At 67.1% G+C, this 17,410-nt stretch carries 18 protein-coding genes, 1 tRNA gene and 1 other RNA gene; 8 read left to right on the top strand and 12 right to left on the bottom strand.

From position 1 onward, the window contains the following. Positions 1-94 precede the first annotated feature (94 nt). Positions 95-1,753 (top strand): DUF2207 family protein, encoded by a 1,659-nt coding sequence (locus IT779_RS22720; RefSeq protein WP_232541983.1) that lies wholly within the window; start codon positions 95-97, stop codon positions 1,751-1,753. Positions 1,754-1,826: 73 nt separating this feature from the next. Here IT779_RS22720 and IT779_RS22715 read toward each other — a convergent pair whose 3' ends face one another. From IT779_RS22715 to IT779_RS22705, 3 genes are all read right to left on the bottom strand, one after another. Beyond that, positions 1,827-3,095: an ROK family transcriptional regulator gene (locus IT779_RS22715; RefSeq protein ID WP_196151391.1), complete on the bottom strand. Its 1,269-nt coding sequence runs from the start codon at positions 3,093-3,095 to the stop codon at positions 1,827-1,829. Between the two features lie 389 nt (positions 3,096-3,484). Next, positions 3,485-4,195 (bottom strand): hypothetical protein, encoded by a 711-nt coding sequence (locus IT779_RS22710; RefSeq protein WP_196151390.1) that lies wholly within the window; start codon positions 4,193-4,195, stop codon positions 3,485-3,487. A 119-nt stretch (positions 4,196-4,314) separates the two neighbouring features. Next, positions 4,315-4,902: an HhH-GPD-type base excision DNA repair protein gene (locus IT779_RS22705; protein WP_196151389.1), complete on the bottom strand. Its 588-nt coding sequence runs from the start codon at positions 4,900-4,902 to the stop codon at positions 4,315-4,317. 156 nt (positions 4,903-5,058) lie between these two features. On the opposite strand from IT779_RS22705, the gene IT779_RS22700 reads away from it, so the two are divergent. After that, positions 5,059-5,907: a methyltransferase domain-containing protein gene (locus tag IT779_RS22700; RefSeq protein WP_408637783.1), complete on the top strand. Its 849-nt coding sequence runs from the start codon at positions 5,059-5,061 to the stop codon at positions 5,905-5,907. A 46-nt stretch (positions 5,908-5,953) separates the two neighbouring features. Here IT779_RS22700 and IT779_RS22695 read toward each other — a convergent pair whose 3' ends face one another. Continuing rightward, entirely contained in the window at positions 5,954-7,243 is a 1,290-nt protein-coding gene (locus IT779_RS22695) for an aminotransferase class I/II-fold pyridoxal phosphate-dependent enzyme (RefSeq protein ID WP_196151388.1), read from the bottom strand. A 170-nt stretch (positions 7,244-7,413) separates the two neighbouring features. Continuing rightward, positions 7,414-7,508: signal recognition particle sRNA small type (ffs, locus tag IT779_RS22690), an RNA gene on the bottom strand. A 128-nt stretch (positions 7,509-7,636) separates the two neighbouring features. Here ffs and IT779_RS22685 point away from each other — a divergent pair. Continuing rightward, positions 7,637-7,724: transfer RNA gene (locus IT779_RS22685), tRNA-Ser, on the top strand. 109 nt (positions 7,725-7,833) lie between these two features. Here the strand turns inward: IT779_RS22685 and IT779_RS22680 are convergent. The 3 genes from IT779_RS22680 to IT779_RS22670 all read right to left on the bottom strand — a co-directional run bounded on the left by IT779_RS22680 (position 7,834) and on the right by IT779_RS22670 (position 8,957). Next, the gene (locus IT779_RS22680; protein ID WP_196151387.1) at positions 7,834-8,145 is read right to left on the bottom strand and encodes a helix-turn-helix domain-containing protein; all 312 of its coding nucleotides are present in this window, start codon (positions 8,143-8,145) and stop codon (positions 7,834-7,836) included. Next, positions 8,138-8,317, bottom strand: a complete 180-nt coding sequence (locus tag IT779_RS39105; protein ID WP_408637782.1) for a hypothetical protein — start codon at positions 8,315-8,317, stop codon at positions 8,138-8,140. The genes IT779_RS22680 and IT779_RS39105 overlap by 8 nt, the downstream gene beginning before the upstream one ends. A gap of 313 nt (positions 8,318-8,630) precedes the next feature. Next, complete coding sequence (locus IT779_RS22670) at positions 8,631-8,957, bottom strand: hypothetical protein (RefSeq protein ID WP_196151386.1); 327 nt, start codon at positions 8,955-8,957, stop codon at positions 8,631-8,633. Between the two features lie 298 nt (positions 8,958-9,255). Here IT779_RS22670 and IT779_RS22665 point away from each other — a divergent pair, with 298 nt between their 5' ends. Further along, entirely contained in the window at positions 9,256-10,098 is an 843-nt protein-coding gene (locus IT779_RS22665; protein WP_196151385.1) for an ADP-ribosylglycohydrolase family protein, read from the top strand. Between the two features lie 171 nt (positions 10,099-10,269). On the opposite strand, the gene IT779_RS22660 is transcribed toward IT779_RS22665, so the two are convergent. Then, complete coding sequence (locus IT779_RS22660; protein WP_196151384.1) at positions 10,270-11,655, bottom strand: condensation/DUF1298 domains-containing protein; 1,386 nt, start codon at positions 11,653-11,655, stop codon at positions 10,270-10,272. A gap of 190 nt (positions 11,656-11,845) precedes the next feature. Continuing rightward, positions 11,846-12,055, bottom strand: coding sequence for a DUF397 domain-containing protein (locus IT779_RS22655; protein WP_332838917.1), 210 nt, complete (start codon positions 12,053-12,055; stop codon positions 11,846-11,848). Between the two features lie 422 nt (positions 12,056-12,477). Here IT779_RS22655 and IT779_RS22650 point away from each other — a divergent pair, with 422 nt between their 5' ends. The 3 genes from IT779_RS22650 to IT779_RS22640 are packed head-to-tail and all read left to right on the top strand — an operon-like array spanning position 12,478 to position 14,651. Continuing rightward, complete coding sequence (locus tag IT779_RS22650) at positions 12,478-12,981, top strand: DUF309 domain-containing protein (protein ID WP_196151382.1); 504 nt, start codon at positions 12,478-12,480, stop codon at positions 12,979-12,981. Between the two features lie 5 nt (positions 12,982-12,986). Continuing rightward, positions 12,987-13,907, top strand: a complete 921-nt coding sequence (gluQRS, locus tag IT779_RS22645; RefSeq protein ID WP_408637781.1) for a tRNA glutamyl-Q(34) synthetase GluQRS — start codon at positions 12,987-12,989, stop codon at positions 13,905-13,907. Positions 13,908-13,961: 54 nt separating this feature from the next. After that, positions 13,962-14,651: an RDD family protein gene (locus tag IT779_RS22640; protein WP_196151380.1), complete on the top strand. Its 690-nt coding sequence runs from the start codon at positions 13,962-13,964 to the stop codon at positions 14,649-14,651. A gap of 77 nt (positions 14,652-14,728) precedes the next feature. Here the strand turns inward: IT779_RS22640 and IT779_RS22635 are convergent, their stop codons facing one another. Further along, positions 14,729-15,244 (bottom strand): DUF4190 domain-containing protein, encoded by a 516-nt coding sequence (locus IT779_RS22635; RefSeq protein ID WP_196151379.1) that lies wholly within the window; start codon positions 15,242-15,244, stop codon positions 14,729-14,731. 82 nt (positions 15,245-15,326) lie between these two features. Here IT779_RS22635 and IT779_RS22630 point away from each other — a divergent pair, with 82 nt between their 5' ends. Further along, a complete protein-coding gene (locus IT779_RS22630) occupies positions 15,327-16,106 on the top strand; it encodes a queuosine precursor transporter (RefSeq protein WP_196151378.1) in 780 nt (259 codons plus the stop codon). Positions 16,107-16,142: 36 nt separating this feature from the next. On the opposite strand, the gene tgt is transcribed toward IT779_RS22630, so the two are convergent. Beyond that, the gene (gene tgt / locus IT779_RS22625; protein WP_196151377.1) at positions 16,143-17,375 is read right to left on the bottom strand and encodes a tRNA guanosine(34) transglycosylase Tgt; all 1,233 of its coding nucleotides are present in this window, start codon (positions 17,373-17,375) and stop codon (positions 16,143-16,145) included. Positions 17,376-17,410: the final 35 nt, after the last annotated feature.

Here is a 17,410-nt window from a genome sequence, read left to right as displayed (position 1 = left end):
GGCCCTGAGGTCACGCTCGCCGCTGCTGTCTCCTGGCCCGTCGCTCGCGCCGCGCCGCTGACGAAGAATAGCAACCTGTCTAGAGTAGGCAGCCATGCTGACATTTCGGGGGGCCGCCGGCTTTCGGAGGGCCACCGCGAGCGCTCTGCTCTCCGCCGCATCGCTCATGGGCGCCGCATCGGCCATGGTCACCGCCGCGCCCGCGCACGCGCAACCCGCCGCCGCCGGGATCACCATCGACGCCGACCTGACCCTCGACCGCCAAGGCGTGCTGAAGGTCGTCGAAACCGTGAACGTGCCGGAGGGCGAACAGTTCACGATGGCGTTGCCGCTGCGTCTGCGGCTCACCGACGATGTGGAGCGGGTGTTCCGGGTCACCGATGTGGACGCGAAGGGCGCGGGCACCGCGACGGTCGCGGGCGACCAGTTCACGATCGAGGCAGGCGCGGGCGCGTCCACCTTCACCTACGCCATTCACAACACGGTCCGTGACGCGCCGGGCACCCAGGTGTTCCACTGGATCGGCGTGGTGAACACCGATCTCGCGAAGATCACCGCCTCGGTGATCGCCCCCAGCTACGAGATGGGCATCGTCGACTGCAAACTCGGCCCGCCCGGCAATGTCCGGCCCTGCGCCGACGTGCGCGTCGAAGCCACGGGCGCGCTGTTCCTCGAACAGACCGACGTGCGCAAGGGCGACGCGATCGACCTCACACTGCAACTCCCGCCGGGCACCGTGCCTGCCAACGCCGACATCCGTGAGGACGAAGCCGGCCCGTTCGCGCTGACCGGCCCGGTGTGGCTCGCCTTCGGCGTACTGCTCGCCGCGCTGGCCGCGCTCGCCGTCGTCGTCGTGCGCGCACGCCAGGCCGACGCCGCGGCCACCGCCGGATCGGAATCGCTCGACCCGCTCGAACGCGACGGCGCCCAAGTGCGTTTCGTCTCACCCGACGGGATACTGCCCGGCGAGGCCGGACTCGTCCTCGACGCACACGCCGACCCGGTCGACATCGCCGCCACGGTGGTGGATCTCGCGGTGCGCCGCTACATCTGGGTCGCGCCCATCGGCGCCTCCCCCGGTGGCAACGACTGGCGAATCAGCCGGATCAACCCGCCCGACGACCAACTGCGCGACTACGAGCGCACCGTCTACACCGCACTGCTGCCCGAAGGCGTCGAGGCGGTCACCGTCGGCGAACTGCGCGCGCCGGGCCGGGTCGCGGCGGAACCGATCCGCAAGGCGATGGTGGCCGACGCGGTCGCGCGCGGCGCGCTCACCGACCGGTCCCGTCCCGGGCTCCCGGTGTGGGTCGGCGCGGCCCTGATCGTCGCGGGCATCGCCGCCGCGATCGGATTGGCGGTCTCGGCCGGACACGCTCTGGTCGGCGTCGCTATCGCGCTCGCGGGCGTCGCCGTCGCGCTGCTGCCCACCTATCTTCCGGTGCGCACCGGCTACGGCCGCGAACTCGCGGGCCGGGTGCGCGCGCTGCAACGCGGACTGGAAAACGTACGGCGCGAACAGATCCCGGACAGCGATCAGGAGACGGTGTTCTCCCGCGCCCTGCCGTTCACGGTCATCAGCGGACGGGCCGACAACTGGGTCAGGGTGTTCCGCGATCTCAATCCGGCCGCCGACTCCCAGCCCGGCCTGTACTGGTTCGGCGGTTTCGAGCGTGACGCGAATCTCCAGCGCTTCGCCGGTCACTTCCCGTACTTCATCACCGCGATGGAAGGCCTGTTCGGCGACAAGTAGACGGAAGCATACGACAGCGCACATATGACAGCGGCCGGGGCGTGTTCGCCCCGGCCGTCGGTGTTTCAGTGCCTCACTCGGCGGGCGAGAGCCTGCGCATGGCCGCGAGCGGATCGGCGTAGATCGCGCTGACCGAGGTCACCACGGCCGCGAATTCCTGCACCTTGCCGCCGAATCCGCTGATCCTGATATCGGTGGCGGGCAGAATCGACGCCTGCCGGAACGCGTTCGCCACGTGGGCGAGCGCGGGCCGGTACGCGGTGAACGCCTGGCCGCCGAGGATGACGCGATCGGGATTCAACATGTCCCTTACCATCGCCACGGTGTGCCCGAGCATGGTCGCGCGCTCGGCCAGCAGTTCGCGCGCCGCCTCCGAACCGCCCTCGGCCGCGCGATACAGATCCGCGATGGTCGACCCGGCGGTTCCGTTGTAGGCCGGGATGACTCCGCGCCCGACGGCCCTGGCGTGCAGCGCCCGGTCACCGACGGTGACCTCCAAGCAGCCGCGCCGACCGCACACGCATTCCACGTCGGAGCCGGTGGGCAGATGCGCGATGGAGCCGGGACCGTTGCTCGGCGTGTGCACCCGACCGTCCAGTGTGACCGCGATACCCGCGGTCTCACGCACGTAGAAGTACAGGCTGCTGCCGCGCTCCTGGCCTTCGCGCGGTTCCGGCGTTGGCAGGAGCAGTTCGGAGGCGGCCATGGCCTCCACGTGCGGCGCCACCGAGACCGGCAGTTCGAGCACCTCGCCGAGGACCGCGCCGACCGGCGCGCCCTTCCACTCCAGCTTCGGATGGTCGACCACACCGGTGAGCGGGTCGACCCGGCCGCCGATGGCGACACCGGCCCAGAGTGGTTTTCGCCGATGCCACCGCTGCAGGAAGGCGCGTGCGCTGCGCGCCACCGTGTTGGTCGCGAAGTCCTGGCCGGTCTGCGGTGTCGCGATGGCGAGCCCGCCGAGGATGCGGCCGCGCAGGTCGGCCGCGACGATCTTGGTGACGGCCGCGCCGATGTGGATGCCGAGGGTCAGATACGCCTCGTGGTCGATTTCGAACGGCACACGGGGACGCCCTACCGCACCCGACGCGGTCAGGTCGGGGCGCTCGCGTAACAATCCCGCCGCGAGTAAGGCCGACACCTGACGGTTGACGGTCGCGATGCTGAGACCCGTTGTGCGCGCGGCATTGTCGCGCGATACCGGGCCGCCGGTCGCGGCGCGCAACACGGCCGAGGCCGGATTGTCCGCGATGCGAAGTTCCGGGGCGATAACTGGACGGGCGGTGCGGACACGACCGGTGGCAACCCGCGAAGCGGATCGCTCGAGGATGGGGAGGGACATATGAAGATTCCTTGCTGAAGTCCCGAACGAACCGGGACAGGCCTACTACGTGCGATGACGAGGCAGCATGCGGCCGAAGCGGAGCTCAGCTCAGCTGCGACGGCAGGAACAACACAGTTCGCGAGTCAGCGGCAACCGGAGCCCCAACGCGGCGGTCACGTAGGTGACCCGCAAGGCGGTGGGATGGTTGCTGGACATAAAAAAACGGTAACACCGGTTTGGGCGCGATACCAACCTACAGTTATCTTTTGGTATGCGAGGCCACAACATTTCCGCAGGTCGTGCGTGTCGCTCCCCGCGTGTCACGACACGCCGAAAGGCCCCGCCGGTCCGTGGACCGAACGGGGCCTGCTGCCGCGGCGAAGGCCGTGCCGCGGGGTCTGCTACCGCTACTTGGCGGGCGCCGGGAACGGGGTGTTGATCGTGGTGAAGTACTGGATCGCAGCCGCGATGGCGACCGGAGCCGTCACGAAGATCTGACCGATCAAGGTGCCGAGGAAACCGACGGCGGCGGCGCCGACGAGGCATCCGACAGCCGCGGCGGGAATGAACGGACCGAACAGGCCGAGCAGGGTGCCCACCGCGACGGTGCCCGCCGCGAGAGCGCCTGCCACGCAGCCGATGGCGCCGCCGGTGATACCGCCGACCAGGGTGCCGATGGTGGCGCCCGCGGAGATCGTGGTCGTCAGACGCGTCCAGGCCGCGACCTCACGGTCGTATTCGTTCTTCCACGGCGCCTTGTCCTCGTAGGGCAGCGCCACCGGCTTGTACACGGCCTGGCTCGCGTCGACCTGCGGTGTCAGCGTCGCCGTGCGACCCGAGATCTCGGCGGCGATGGGGAGTTCGAATTCATCGACCCGATAGGTCAGTGCGGTGCCCGCGACCACCGTGCCGTCGGACGCCTTGATCTTCAGCGTGCCGTCCTCGATGGCGATGGATCCCGAATCGATGCTGATGATCGACTGGGTGTCCGTGGCGTGCGCGGTGAAATTGACCGGGGCGACTTCGGCCGCCTCGGGAGCCGCGCCCGCGGTACCCGCCGCGACGCCGGTGGCCACCGTGAGCAGTGCGGCGACGACCGCAAGTTTCCTCATCCTCATTGATTTGTGTTCCCTCATCTAGAAGCAGCATTCGAGGGAAAAGCATCACCGAGACGGCTCCGGGGGACGAGGGAAAAACGCAGCGCGATTCCAATGGGGCCGAGGCGCTTTCAGCACTTCTATTTCGCGCCGGACTCCTTCGCGGCGGCCTTCATCTGTTTCTTGAAAGCGCGCACCTCCAGCAGGGATTCGCCGTCGACGATATCGGCGGCCGAGCGCCGCGACCCTTTCTCCGAATACGCTCCGGCGGCCTTTTCCCAGCCCTTGGGACGCACGCCGAGCTGTTTGCCGAGCAGGGCGAGGAAGATCCGAGCCTTCTGGTCGCCGTAGCCGGGCAGCGCCTTGAGCCTGCGCAGCACCTCGGCGCCGTCCGGGTCGCCCTCGGTCCAGATCGCCTCGGTGCGGCCGCCGTAGTTCTCGATGACATAGCGCGCGAGTTCCTGGGTCCGCCGCGCCATGGACCGGCCGTAGCGATGGATCGCGGGCGGGGTCGAGCACAGGTCCTCGAAGCCCTGCGGATCGGCCTCGGCGATCTTGGCGATGGCGAATCCGTCCATGCGGTCGGCGATCTTCTTCGGGCCGCGGAAGGCGTGTTCGAGCGGGTACTGCTGGTCGAGCAACATTCCGGTCAGCAGGGCGAAGGGGTCATCGGAGAGCAGTTTGTCCGCCTCCGGCTCCTGCGCGAGACACAGTTCGACTGTCACCATCGGTCCTTTCGCCGTCATCGATCGCCCGGACGTCCTCGATCATCCCACCGCCGCTCGCGCGCATACTCCCCCACGCCGACCGAGTAAACCGCAGCTGGTGACACAGCTCACAAGGATGACGTGCGGGGGTGTTCGCCCATGCGTAGGCTACGGGCCATGCCGCAGACGACCGCACGACCCAGGGACGGACTCGCGCCCATGGACACCTTCGCACCGCGCCCCGATCGCTTCGACAGCGCCGGTCAGGACCAACTCGTCGACGTCCGCGACCTGAACGCGGCACTGCCTGGCATCCGTGGGCTACGCGCCTGGGCACACCACGCGCTCGCGCTGCGCAGCGGCGAGTCCGCGGTCGACATCGGCTCCGGCACCGGCTCCGAAGTACTGAACTTCGCCGAAACCGTCGGCCCGACCGGATCGGCCGTCGGCGTCGAACCCGACCCCAACCTGCTCGCCTCCGCCGAACGCCGCGCCGCCGAAGCCGATTCGGCCGCGAAATTCCACTCCGGCGACGCCTACGGAATCCCCTTCGGCGCGAACACCTTCGACGCGCTGCTCTGCGAACGCGTCTTCCAGCACCTGACCGCGCCCGCCCGCGCCGCCAACGAGATCGCCAGGGTGCTTCGCCCCGGCGGGCGCGCCGTCGTCGTCGATGTGGACTGGGGCACCGCGATCATGCATCCCGGCGACCTCACCGTCGTGCACCAGATCATCGAAACCCTGGCCGCCGCGACCACGAACCCGCGCTCCGGGCGCCGCATCCCCGGCCTGCTCACCAAGGCCGGGCTGGTCGTCGACGACATCGGCTCGCACGCCCTCGTCCAGGATCGCGGGGTCGGCGCGGGCGCGCTGGTCACCAGGATCTCGGCGATGGCGGTGGCGCGCGGCGCGATCACCGAAGCGCAGCGCGACAAACTGCTGGCCGATCTGGGTCGCGGCGCCGAAACCGGCGACATCCACCTCTCGGTCACCATGTTCGCGGTGCTCGCGCACAAACCGAACTGACCGGACAAGGCGGAAAGGCGGCGGGCCGACCCGCCGCCTTGTTCACCTACTTGCCGAGTGTCTTTTCCGTGGCCGCCAACAGCACGCAAGTGGCAAGGCCATCCATGGCCTTCTCCAATTCCGGCAGCTTCGGGAAACTCGGCGCGATGCGGATGTTCTTGTCGTCCGGATCATTGCGGTAGGGGAATGCCGAACCGGCCGCGGTGAGCGCGATTCCGGCGTCCTTGGCCAAGGCGATGACCCGCGCCGCCGTGCCATCGAGCACGTCGAGGCTGATGAAATAGCCGCCCTTGGGTTCGGTCCAGGACGCCACCTTCGACGCGCCGAGCCGGTCCTCCAGAATGCGCAGCACCAGCGCGAACTTCGGTTCCAGGATCTCGCGGTGCTTCTGCATGTGCGCGCGGACACCGTCGGCGTCGCCGAAGAAACGCAGATGCCGCAACTGGTTGATCTTGTCCGGGCCGATGCTGCTCTTGGCGGCATGGCTCAGATACCAGTCCAGATTCGCGGTGGACGCGCCGAGGAAACTGACCCCCGAACCCGCGAAGGTGATCTTCGAGGTCGACGCGAAAACGATGGGCCGGTTGGGGTTTCCGGCCGCGGCGGCGAGACCGAGCACGTCGAACACCGGTGCCGCGGTATCGGTGAGCGGGTGCACCGCGTACGCGTTGTCCCAGAACAGGCGGAAGTCCGGGGCCGCGGCGGGCATCGAAACCAGTTCCCGCACAACCTCTTCGGAATACACCGCGCCGGAAGGGTTGGCGTAGTTCGGCACCGCCCACAAACCCTTGATCTGCGGATCGGCGGCAAGCAGCGTCGCGATGGCCGCCGTGTCCGGGCCGTCGTCGCTCATCGGGATCGGGATCATCTCGAATCCGAGTGCCTCGGTGATCGCGAAATGCCGGTCGTAACCCGGGCTCGGGCACAGCCACTTGATCGCGGGCTCCGCCGCCCAGCGCCGCTCGGAATCGTTGGTGCCGTACAGCATCGCGTAGGCGATCACATCGTGCATCAGTTGCAGGCTCGCATTGTTGCCCGCGATCAGGTTCTCGACCGGGATGCCGAGCAGTTCGCCGAAGATCGCGCGCAACTCCGGAAGCCCGTGCTGGCCGCCGTAATTGCGGCAATCGGTACCCGTGCCGTCGCGGTAGTCGCCCGCGCCGGGCAGCGAAAGCAGTTCCGCCGACAGGTCGAGTTGTTCCGGAGAGGGTTTACCCCTCGTCAGATCCAGCGTGAGCTTCTCGGTACGGAGCTGCGCGTAATTCGCGGTCTGGGTCTCGTGTTCGGACACGAGTTCCTCGTGGCTCATCACACCGATTTGCGTTTGCCGGGGCATCCTGAGCAGCCTTTCGAAGCAGCGAAGGGGGCGTATATCGACATCCGACCGAGGTCGGAGGACCACCGGCGGACCGCCGCTCACGTTACCCCCGCCACCGCGCCCGTGTGCGAGTCACGCGGAGCGGGGAAGGCCGCCTACCGTCGGAGGAGCCCGATGGCCGGTGGAACGAAAGGGGACCCCGCGCACCCGGCAGAGCCCGTTGACCCTTGCTGCCTTCCGGCCCTGGGGGAGTTCACAGGATGCGCGCCGCGCGGGATCCGTCGGCCAGTGTAGCCGGTCCTCCCACCCCCGCGGACAACCCCCCACCCGACACTCCATCCGCCCAGCTCACCCCCACCACCCCCACCCCGGTTTGGCATCTCACCGCCACATCCCGCTATGCTGCTCCACGGAGGATTCGCCTAGTGGCCTATGGCGCTCGCCTGGAACGCGGGTTGGGTTAACGCCCTCAGGGGTTCAAATCCCCTATCCTCCGCCACGGCAAATGCCCCTGACCAGACATCAATTGCTGGTCAGGGGCATTTTCGCATGCGTGAACGTCCCGACCGATGAAACGAGTAGAGCCCGCCATCCGCAAGGCAGTGCCCCTATGCCGCGTCCGGCTTCTCGAACCGAGCAACAAACCGCAGTTCGAGGGCATGCGCCAATCGCTCCAGCATGCCGATGGTCGGCGTCCCCCCACCGGACTCCAACCGGGAGACATCGGGTTGGCGCAGTCCAGCACGTAAAGCAAGTTGCGTTTGCGTCAGCCCGAGCTCCAGCCTGCGTTCACGGATCGCGTTGGCGAACTCGATCGCGAGCTTCGCCTCTTCGCGGCCCGCGTAGTACTCGGCACTGTCGAAGCCAGGCCGGCTGAACCGCTCACGACGCACTTCGTCCATCGACTCGTGTTCAGACATCGTTCCTCACTTTTCTGTCGAAGCCGACTCGAGCGTGCTCATGCTCCGCTTCACACACCTTCCGCAGCACTTTCGCACGATCGACTTCCGAGATTTCCCGCATTCGCGTCTTGCGAAAGACTGTCAGCAGCACCACTCGCCTGGCGGGGGCGAGCCAGTAGGTAATGCGCATCTCCAGCGGATGCAAGTGGAAACGCAGCTCCCGCAATCCGTCACAAGGCTCCGAGACCACGGTTCACTCAGCGTCTCGGCCTGCTCGGCGAGCATGCCTACATATTGATCCACCCGACCGAAGTCTCGATCCGAAAGCGACCGCAACCACTCGGCCACCTCTGGTTCGATCTCGATCGAATACATCCCCATAGGATCGATGCTATATAGCATTCATCCTATAGACAAGATGGCAATTCCGAACGCGCCGAGAAAGCCGAAAGGCTCGGTGGGGACAGGGGTGCCCACCGAGCCTTCGTGCGTTGAGTCCAGGGTCAGGCGTCGAGACATTCGCCGTTGCGAACGGTGCCGCGGACCCAGACGCCGAAGCCCGCGTCCTTGGTGCATTCGGTGCCGTCGGGGAGGTTCACCTGGACGTAGCGGCCGTCGGGCATCAGGCAGCCTGCCTTGCCCGCGAACTGGCCGGGGACGTGGAAGTAGTTCTGGGGGTAGGTGCCGCCGATGGCCGCGCAGGCCGCTTCGACCTGGGTGCGGAGCTGGGCCTCGCTCTGGTGGTCGGCCGCGGCGACGCCGCCGGCCAGGATGGTCAACCCGGCGGCGGCCGTTACCGCGAAACCGGCGGACAGAACACGAATACCCATACCGAAACTCCTTGGTGTACAACGCTGTGAACGAGCTTTCACACTAGATGGCGGGTGGGGAATCAGCCAACCAGTACATTGCCGTTTCACTATTGACTTCGGGGCGGGTCGGAGCGGGATCTCGGGGTGGTCGGTGGGAAATAGCAGGATGCGGGGGATTTCGGTGGGCTACCCGGTGGATGTGTTGGGCTGAGAATGGCGGACACGACGCGACCCGAAGGTACAGCTACCCAATTAGGTTCGCGGCGGGGTGTTTCGGTGGCATACTCACCGGGGTCGCGGATGGGAGGAACGGGGCATGTTGGTCGAGCTTGCGGTGGGTGATGCTTACGGGGCGGGATTCGAGTATGCGGAGCCGGGGTTCGTTGCCGAGCACAACACGCTCGGTGCTTATGTGCAGCATCCGACGCATCTCGGGGTGCTGCCGGGCGCTTATACCGATGACACTCAGATGACTCTCGCGGTGGCGGAGCTGCTTGTCTCGGATGAGCCGTGGGATCGTGATCGGCTGGCCGAATACTTCGTGCGCGCCTACCGACGTGACCCGCGCGACGGTTACGCGCGGCGGTTCCAGGAGTTTCTCGGCACCGTCAGTACCGGCTCCGAACTGCTGGCCGGGATCGTCCCGGCCAGCGACAAGAGTGGCGCGGCCATGCGTGCGGGGCCGATCGGGCTGCTGCCGACCGTCGACGAGGTGTTGCGGTACACCCACACGCAGGCGCGCATCACCCATGACACACCCGACGGCATCGCCGCGGCCCAGGCCGCGGCACTCGCCGTGCACTACTGCCACCGCGGCCTCGGGCCGGTGCGTGACCTGCCCGCCTGGGTCGCTTCGCATCTCGGTCCCGAATGGGCGAGACCGTGGCGGGGCAAGGTCGGATCCAAGGGGTGGATGAGCGTCCGTGCGGCGCTCACTTCACTGTCCACCGGCACCGCAATGAGCGAGATCCTGCGCAGCTCGGTGGCATGGACCGGAGACGTCGATACCGTCGCCACCATCGCGCTCGCCGCCGGGTCCCGCTGCGCCGACATCGATCAGGACCTCCCCGTCACCCTGATCGAGAACCTGGAGAACGGCGCGTACGGTCACGACTACCTGCGCGACCTGAACGCCCGACTCCTCGACCGCTTCTCCTGAACCGAGCGCACGCGCCGAGTCCGCCCCGCGCCGCCTACCGCGGACACGCTCGCCGTGCACACGACTCGCACTACCCGACTCACTCGAGAGACCGCGTGATGCGACCCCGACACCACCGGACTCGATGGCCCAGTTCGTTGGCCGCGCGCACTACCGGACCACCCGCGCGACCTACCCGACACCACCGGGCGCGATGCCACGCACCCGCTCGAGGGCGGCGCGCAGCATGTCAACGTAACCATCGAGATCGGGAAGGACGCCCGGATCGGCGTGTACGCAGACGGTGACGGTGTCGCCGAGTCCGTAGACCCCGTGGGTGAGGCGCATGACCGAGCCGATGGCCGGGAATCCTCCGGTGAACAACACCGGTCCGCCGAATTCGAGGTCGGCAGGGCCGCGGTCGACGCTGGAGACGACCGTGTGGCCGGTGATGCTGTCGGGGGTGTCGAGAATGTGGCGGTCGATGTCGTTGCGCAGTGTCCGCGCGGGGGTGACGGCTGTGACTCGGTCTTGGGCGCCGAGCAGCGGATGGGCGGCGCGGGTTCGGCGGGCGGTGAGGTCGGCGGCGATGCGGTCGGCGCGGCGCGACAGGTCGGGTTCGTCGATGTGCAGGTCGACTCCGGTGCTGCGGTAGCCGTTGCGGGCCGAGGTGAGGGGTACGGCCACGGGCACTTGTGCGCCGAGCCGGTCGACGGATTCGCCTCGGCTGTCGAGGTATTCGGCGAGCGCCATCGAGACGGCGGTGAGGACGAGAACGGTGATCGTGCGCCCTTCGACGCGCAGCGCCTGTGTATCGAGCACGATGGTCCGTATCAGGTGACCCGAGACTTCCGGCGTCTCGGCACGATTCAGGATGGTGGGCGGGAAGCCAGGTCCGGGTTCCGGTACCGATCCGGCCGCCGTCGCCTTCGCCAGTGCTCGCTGCGCGCGGAACGCACCGACACCGCGCACGACGGTCTGTGCGACTCGGAAGGGGTATCGCAGTAGGCCCACGGTCGCGTCTGTGACGGAATACCACCGTGACCACGCGTCGGTCTCGTGCTGTCCGTCGGACCGGTCACCATCGCCGGGCGCGAACAACGTGCGCGCGATTGCCGATGATCGTTTTCCGTCCACCAGTGCGTGCGATATCTGAAGTGCCACGACCGTGGTTGGTTCGTCCGGGTCGGTTCGCCGGGGCGCTTCGGTGATACCGCGAAACACATGTATTCGCCACGGCCGGACGGTGGCTTCGACGCCGGTGTCGAGTAATTCGGCAAGGGTGTCGAGCACCTCGCTCCAGCGCGTTGCCGGATGTTCGAGGAACTGCTCGGCCTGGAATTCGCAGGGAATCCAGCGCGGATAGTCGAGATCACCCGGAGTCGGGCGCAGTCGGACACTGAGATCCGGGATGCGCGCACTACGTTCGACGACCGATTTACGCAGTTCGGAGGTGGGCACACCGCGGTCGGAGAATCCGTAGAGCAGGAACACATCATTGCGGGTGCGCCGGGACAACCAGTACACGGTCGCGTCCGGTGGCGCGATCCGACTCATTCGCAGGCGACGCTCGATCACAGTGGCGACGATATCCTCCCCGCGAACGCGGCATGCACCGCGTCCACGGTCGCGCACCGAAGTCCGCGACCGATCTCGGCCACCGCCCGAAAAAGCTTGCCGTGCAGTAGTTCACATCATCCGCGGTACACGCGAAGGCCCCGAGCCGTTACGGCGCGGGACCCGTGCTGACCGACTCCGGCGACCCGAATCAGGCGCGCCCGAACTCGCCCGCCACTATCCCCGTGAGAAACGCATCCCATTCATTCGGGGTGAACGCGAGCACCCGGCCTTGCTCTTTGTCTTTGGTGTCGCGAACGGCGACATTGCCGTCTCGAAGATTTGCGACCGCCACGCAGTTTCCATCGGGGCCGCTGTGCACGCTCTTGCGCCACACCGCACCCGTCAAATCAACCTCCACGGCACATGCTCCTTTGCTGCGTCGAGATACGAGAAATAATTCGGACATCGCTGTAACCAGCACCGATATTCGACCGGAAGCGCCGAATACCCGTGGTGCGCCTAGCGGTAGCGCGCGACTTTCACGGTGCGTCCCAATCGCACGGTGGCCGAGGCGAATACACCTCGCGGGGGCAACCCCCGAGCTAAACAGTAGCAGGTCCGCCGATAGTTTGCCGACCCCCGGTTTATTCGATCATGATATTTGCCAATCTTGCGAAGATATGCGATAGCGGAGACATTGCCGGGCATCCATCGTCCATTCACCGCGAGTCTTGCACGCCGCAGCTTCACAAGTGGCGTGATTGGTCTGTGATCCGTCAATTCCCCTTACGCCGGGGCACGTACGCGACACCGGCCCGACCCGTTGTGGATGATGGGTACATGGTCGAACGTCCCCGCGACGAGGCAGGTCGCGCCCTTAACCCGCGTCCGCGCGATCGCTTCGGGCGACCCCTACCGCGCGGTAGCGTCGGCGTCCCGCGCATCCCGGATGACCTCGATCTGCCACCCCAGCAAACCTTGACCTTCGCCCAGCAACTGCTGGACGACGGTTTGGCCTTCAACGCGCACGAGGTACTCGAGTCCGCATGGAAGAACGGACCGTTCGCCGAAAGGATGCTGTGGCAGGGGTTGGCGCAATACGCGGTGGGGCTCACCCACATCCAGCGCGGGAATAAGAAGGGGGCGCGGACCCTGCTCACTCGCGCGGTCACCCGTCTGGACCGCTACGCGGGCGACGACGACGCCCTCCCCTACGGCATCGACCGCTCCGGACTCGTCGCCCGTGCCGAAGCCCTGCTGAACGCACTCGACGCGGACACCCCCATCAGTCCCGACGAGCTGAAGCCGCGCCTGACCGAACCCGCCGGCCCCGACCTACCATGACAGCCGTGTCCGAACCCGGCGGCGCGGGCCGCTACGCCCCGAGCCCCTCCGGCGACCTGCACCTCGGCAATCTCCGCACCGCCCTGCTGGCATGGGTGTTCGCCCGCACCACCGGACGACGCTTCCTGATGCGAGTCGATGACCTCGATCGCGTCCGTCCCGGCGCCGAACAACGCCAGCTCGCCGATCTCGCGGCCATCGGACTCGACTGGGACGGACCCCTCGTGCGACAGAGCGAACGCCTCGAGCACTACCGCGCCGCCATCGACCGCCTCACCGAATCCGGCCGCACCTACGAATGTTTCTGCACCCGCCGCGAGATCCAACAGGCCACGACCGCGCCGCACGGACCGATGGGCGCCTACCCCGGCACCTGCCGCACCCTGACCGCCGCCGCCCGCGCCGACCACATCGCCGCCGGTCGCCCCGCCGCGCTGCGACTGCGCGCCGACGTCGGCGAATTCGAGATCATCGATCGGCTGCACGGCGGATATCGCGGCCTCGTCGACGACGTGGTGTTGCGCCGCGGCGACGGCATGCCCGCCTACAACCTCGCGGTCGTGGTCGACGACGCCGCGCAGGGCGTAGACCAGGTGGTCCGCGGCGACGACCTCCTCGCCTCCACCCCGCGCCAGGCATATCTGTGCACCTTGCTCGGCCTGCCGATTCCGGAATATGCCCACGTGCCACTGGTGCTCAACGCGGCCGGACAGCGGTTGGCGAAAAGGGACGGATCGGTCACCCTCGCCGATCGGTTGGCGGGCGGCGACACCGTGGAAGCGGTGGTCAGCGCCCTGTGCCGGTCGATCAGCGATAGCGCGAGAACACCGACACAGTTGTCGGAGCACTTCGATCCGTCCGGTTTGCCGCGACAGCCGTTGACCTTCGACGGGAATAGGTTGTTGCAACCGAGCCGATGTCCGTAACGTACGCAGTCGACCGATCTACTGATCTACTGATCACGACGAGGACGACACACTATGACTAGCGGTGGCTACGACCCCAATCAGAATCCCCAGGGCGGGCAGCCGTACGGCCAGCCCTACCCGCAGGGTGGACAGCAGTACCCGCAGCAGGGCGGCCAGTACGGACAGCAGCCGCCGCAATACGGCCAGCAACAGTACGGCGGACAGCAGCAATACGGTGGGCAACAGCAGTACGGCCAGCCGCAGCAGCAGTACGGTCAGCCGCAGTACGGGCAGGATCAGTACGGCCAGCAGGGCGGCGGTTACGGCGCACCGGGCGGCGGCGTCCCGGCCGATCTCGGCACCCGCATCGGCGCGCGCATCATCGACGGCCTGATCGTCAACATCGTGTTCATCATCCTGGCGCAGGTGGTGAACTCGTTCGTGCTGCAGATCGCGATCAGCTTCGTCGGCGCGCTCGCGCTGCTCGGCTACTTCGTCGCACTCGAGGTCACCCAGGGCCAGACCCTCGGCAAGAAGATCCTCGGCCTCAAGGTGCTCCCGCCCTCGGGCGCGGCGACCCTCACCCCCGAGGTGTCGTTCAAGCGCAACGCGTTCCTCGCCGCGAACCTCATTCCCTGCGTCGGCGGTTTCGTCACCCTCGGTCTGATGATCTACATCATCATCACCATCTCGCAGGACCCCAACAAGCAGGGCTGGCACGACAAGTTCGCAGGCGGCACCCAGGTCGTCAAGGTCTCCTGAGGTTCCGACCTGTCACGAAAGGGGCGCTCCCACATCGGGGGCGCCCCTTTTGTCGTGCCTGGAGAGTTCGCGCGGCCCTAACTGGTGGCGAGGATGACCGCCACATAGATGATCCACGCGACGATTCCGCCCGCGCCCACCCAGATGCCCGACAACGCCATCCCGCGCCCCTCCTGGCCGGGACGTTCCTTCAGCTGATTCAGGGCGATCACGCCGAGGATGATGCCGACGATCGAACCGATACTGCACGTGCACAACCCGATCAGCGAGGAGACCAGCGCGCCGATGGCCAAACCGTTGGTGCCCTGCGCGAGCGGCTGGCCGTAGGGCTGATATCCGGGCGGCTGCTGGTAGCCGTAGTTCGGCTGCGACGGCTGCTGCGGATACGGCTGCTGGTACTGGGGCTGCGACGGCTGCTGCGGATATTGCGGCTGCGACTGTTGCGGCTGTTGCGGATATTGCGGGGCGGAGGGATACCCGGACGGTTCGGGGGTCGGGTACTGCGGGACCGAGCTCTGCGCGCCGGACTCCGGCGACACGCCTTGGCCGCCGTACTGCTTCCACCACTCGTCGGAATCGCCGGGTTTGGTCATGGCTACAGAATAATCGTCGCCGACGAGCGCGCCGTGCCGATATGAATCCGTTACCCGACCGGCCCGGCACGCACCTGGTTTGATGAGTCGCGTGAGTGATTCGACCAAATCCGAAGAACACGAGGGGTCTGGACACCCCGCCGACCATGTGGCTTTCGCCCGGGTCGCGCGGGGGTACTACCCGGCCATCGTCGCACTGTTCACCGCGACTCTGATCATCTCGAATATCTGCGCCACCAAGGGCGTGGAGTTCTTCGGGGACGAATCGGTGTCGCTCGGCCCACTGCAGATCCTGCCGATCGCGACCGACGGCGCGTTCTTCCTGTTCCCCCTCGCCTACATCCTCGGCGACGTGCTCAGCGAGGTGTACGGCTTCCGCGCCACCCGGCACGCCATCTACTACGGATTCGGCGCGCTGCTGCTGACCGTCGCGTGCTTCGCCATCGCGATCCGGCTGCCCGCCGCCGGTTTCTACGAGAACCAGGAGGCGTTCCGGACCGTCATCGGAACCACGCCGCGGCTGGTCGCCGCCGGTCTCGCCGGGTATTTCGTCGGTCAGCTGCTGAATTCGGCGACGCTCGTGCTGATCAAGGAACGCACCAGGGAGAAGCACCTGTGGGCCAGGTTGATCGGGTCGACCATCGTCGGCGAGTTCGCCGACACGCTGATCTTCTGCTCCATCGCCGCGGGCGCCATCGGCATCGACAGCTGGCGGCAGTTCGTGAACTACGTGATCGTCGGATTCGTGTGGAAGACGCTGTGCGAGGTGGTGGTCATGCCGGTCACCTACCGGGTCATCGCGCTGCTCAAGAAGTACGAACCGACCTACGCGCCGTCACCGTCGGACGCGCTGCACGCCTGATCGCGCGGCCGCGCGCCCGCCTGGGTCGCGCGGCTTTCAGCGCTTCCACACCCGCAGCGTCTCCTCCTTGAACTCGTCGAAATAGCCGCCCTCGATGCTGTCGCGGATGCGGTCGACGAGCCGGATGGTGAACCGTTCGTTGTGGATCGTGCACAGGGTCGAGGCCAGCATCTCCTTGGCCTTGAACAGGTGATGGATGTAGGCGCGGGTGTAGTTGGCGCAGGTGTAGCAGTCGCAGCTGTCGTCGATCGGGGTGAAGTCGCGGCGGAATCGCCTGGTGTCGATGTTGAATCGCCCCTCGGCGACATAGATCGCGGCATTGCGGGCCACCCGTGACGGATTCACGCAGTCGAAGGTATCCGCGCCGTTCTCCACGGCGACGAAGATGTCCTCGGGTTCGCTGATGCCGAGCATGTGCCGCGGCTTGTGCTCGGGCAGTTCGTCACAGCACCAGCCGACGATGGCGCCGAGATTGTGCTTCTCGAGCGCGCCGCCGATGCCGTAGCCGTCGAATTCCGTGCCCGCCGCGCCACGGATCGCCTCGAGATCCCGGCATGCTTTGCGTCGCAGGTCCTCGTACTGCGCGCCCTGGATCACCGCGAACAGCGCCTGATACGGGTGGTGCGCGCGTTCGACGGTCAACCGTTCGTGCTCGTCGATGCAGCGCTGCGCCCACTCGTGCGTGCGGCGCACCGACTTCTCCTGGTATTCACGGGTATTGAGCAGCGTGGTCAACTCGTCGAAGGCGAACATGATGTCCGCGCCGAGTCCGTGTTGGATCCCCATGGACACCTCGGGGGTGAACCGGTGCCGCGATCCGTCCAGGTGCGAGCGGAAGGTGACGCCGTCGTCGTCCACGGTCGCCAGACGTTCCTTGCCCTTGGCGATCACGTCGTCACTGCGCACGTCGACCGCTTCCATCGCGATGACCTTCTTGAAGCCGACGCCGAGCGACATCACCTGGAATCCGCCGCTGTCGGTGAAGGTCGGACCGTGCCAGTTCATGAATTTCGCGAGCCCGCCCGCCTCGTCCACGATGTCCGGGCCCGGTTGCAGATACAGGTGGTAGGCGTTGGCGAGTACGGCCTGCGCCCCGATCTCCTTCATGGTCTCCGGTAGCACCGACTTCACCGTCGCCTTGGTGCCGACCGGGATGAACGCGGGCGTCGCGATCCGGCCGTGCGGCGTTTCGATCACCCCGGCTCGCCCGTGCCTGTCCTCGAGGCGGGCGCCGATGGTGAAGGAGAAGGAGGTGTCGGGTGCTGCCACCTCCTCATCCTCGCAGGCGCGCCCGAGGGCACGGA

Origin of the sequence: Nocardia bovistercoris (assembly GCF_015674855.1) — a bacterium.
GTDB lineage: Bacteria > Actinomycetota > Actinomycetes > Mycobacteriales > Mycobacteriaceae > Nocardia > Nocardia bovistercoris.
The sequence above is the reverse complement of the archived record's forward strand: the minus strand, read 5'-3'. Positions and strand labels throughout refer to the sequence as shown.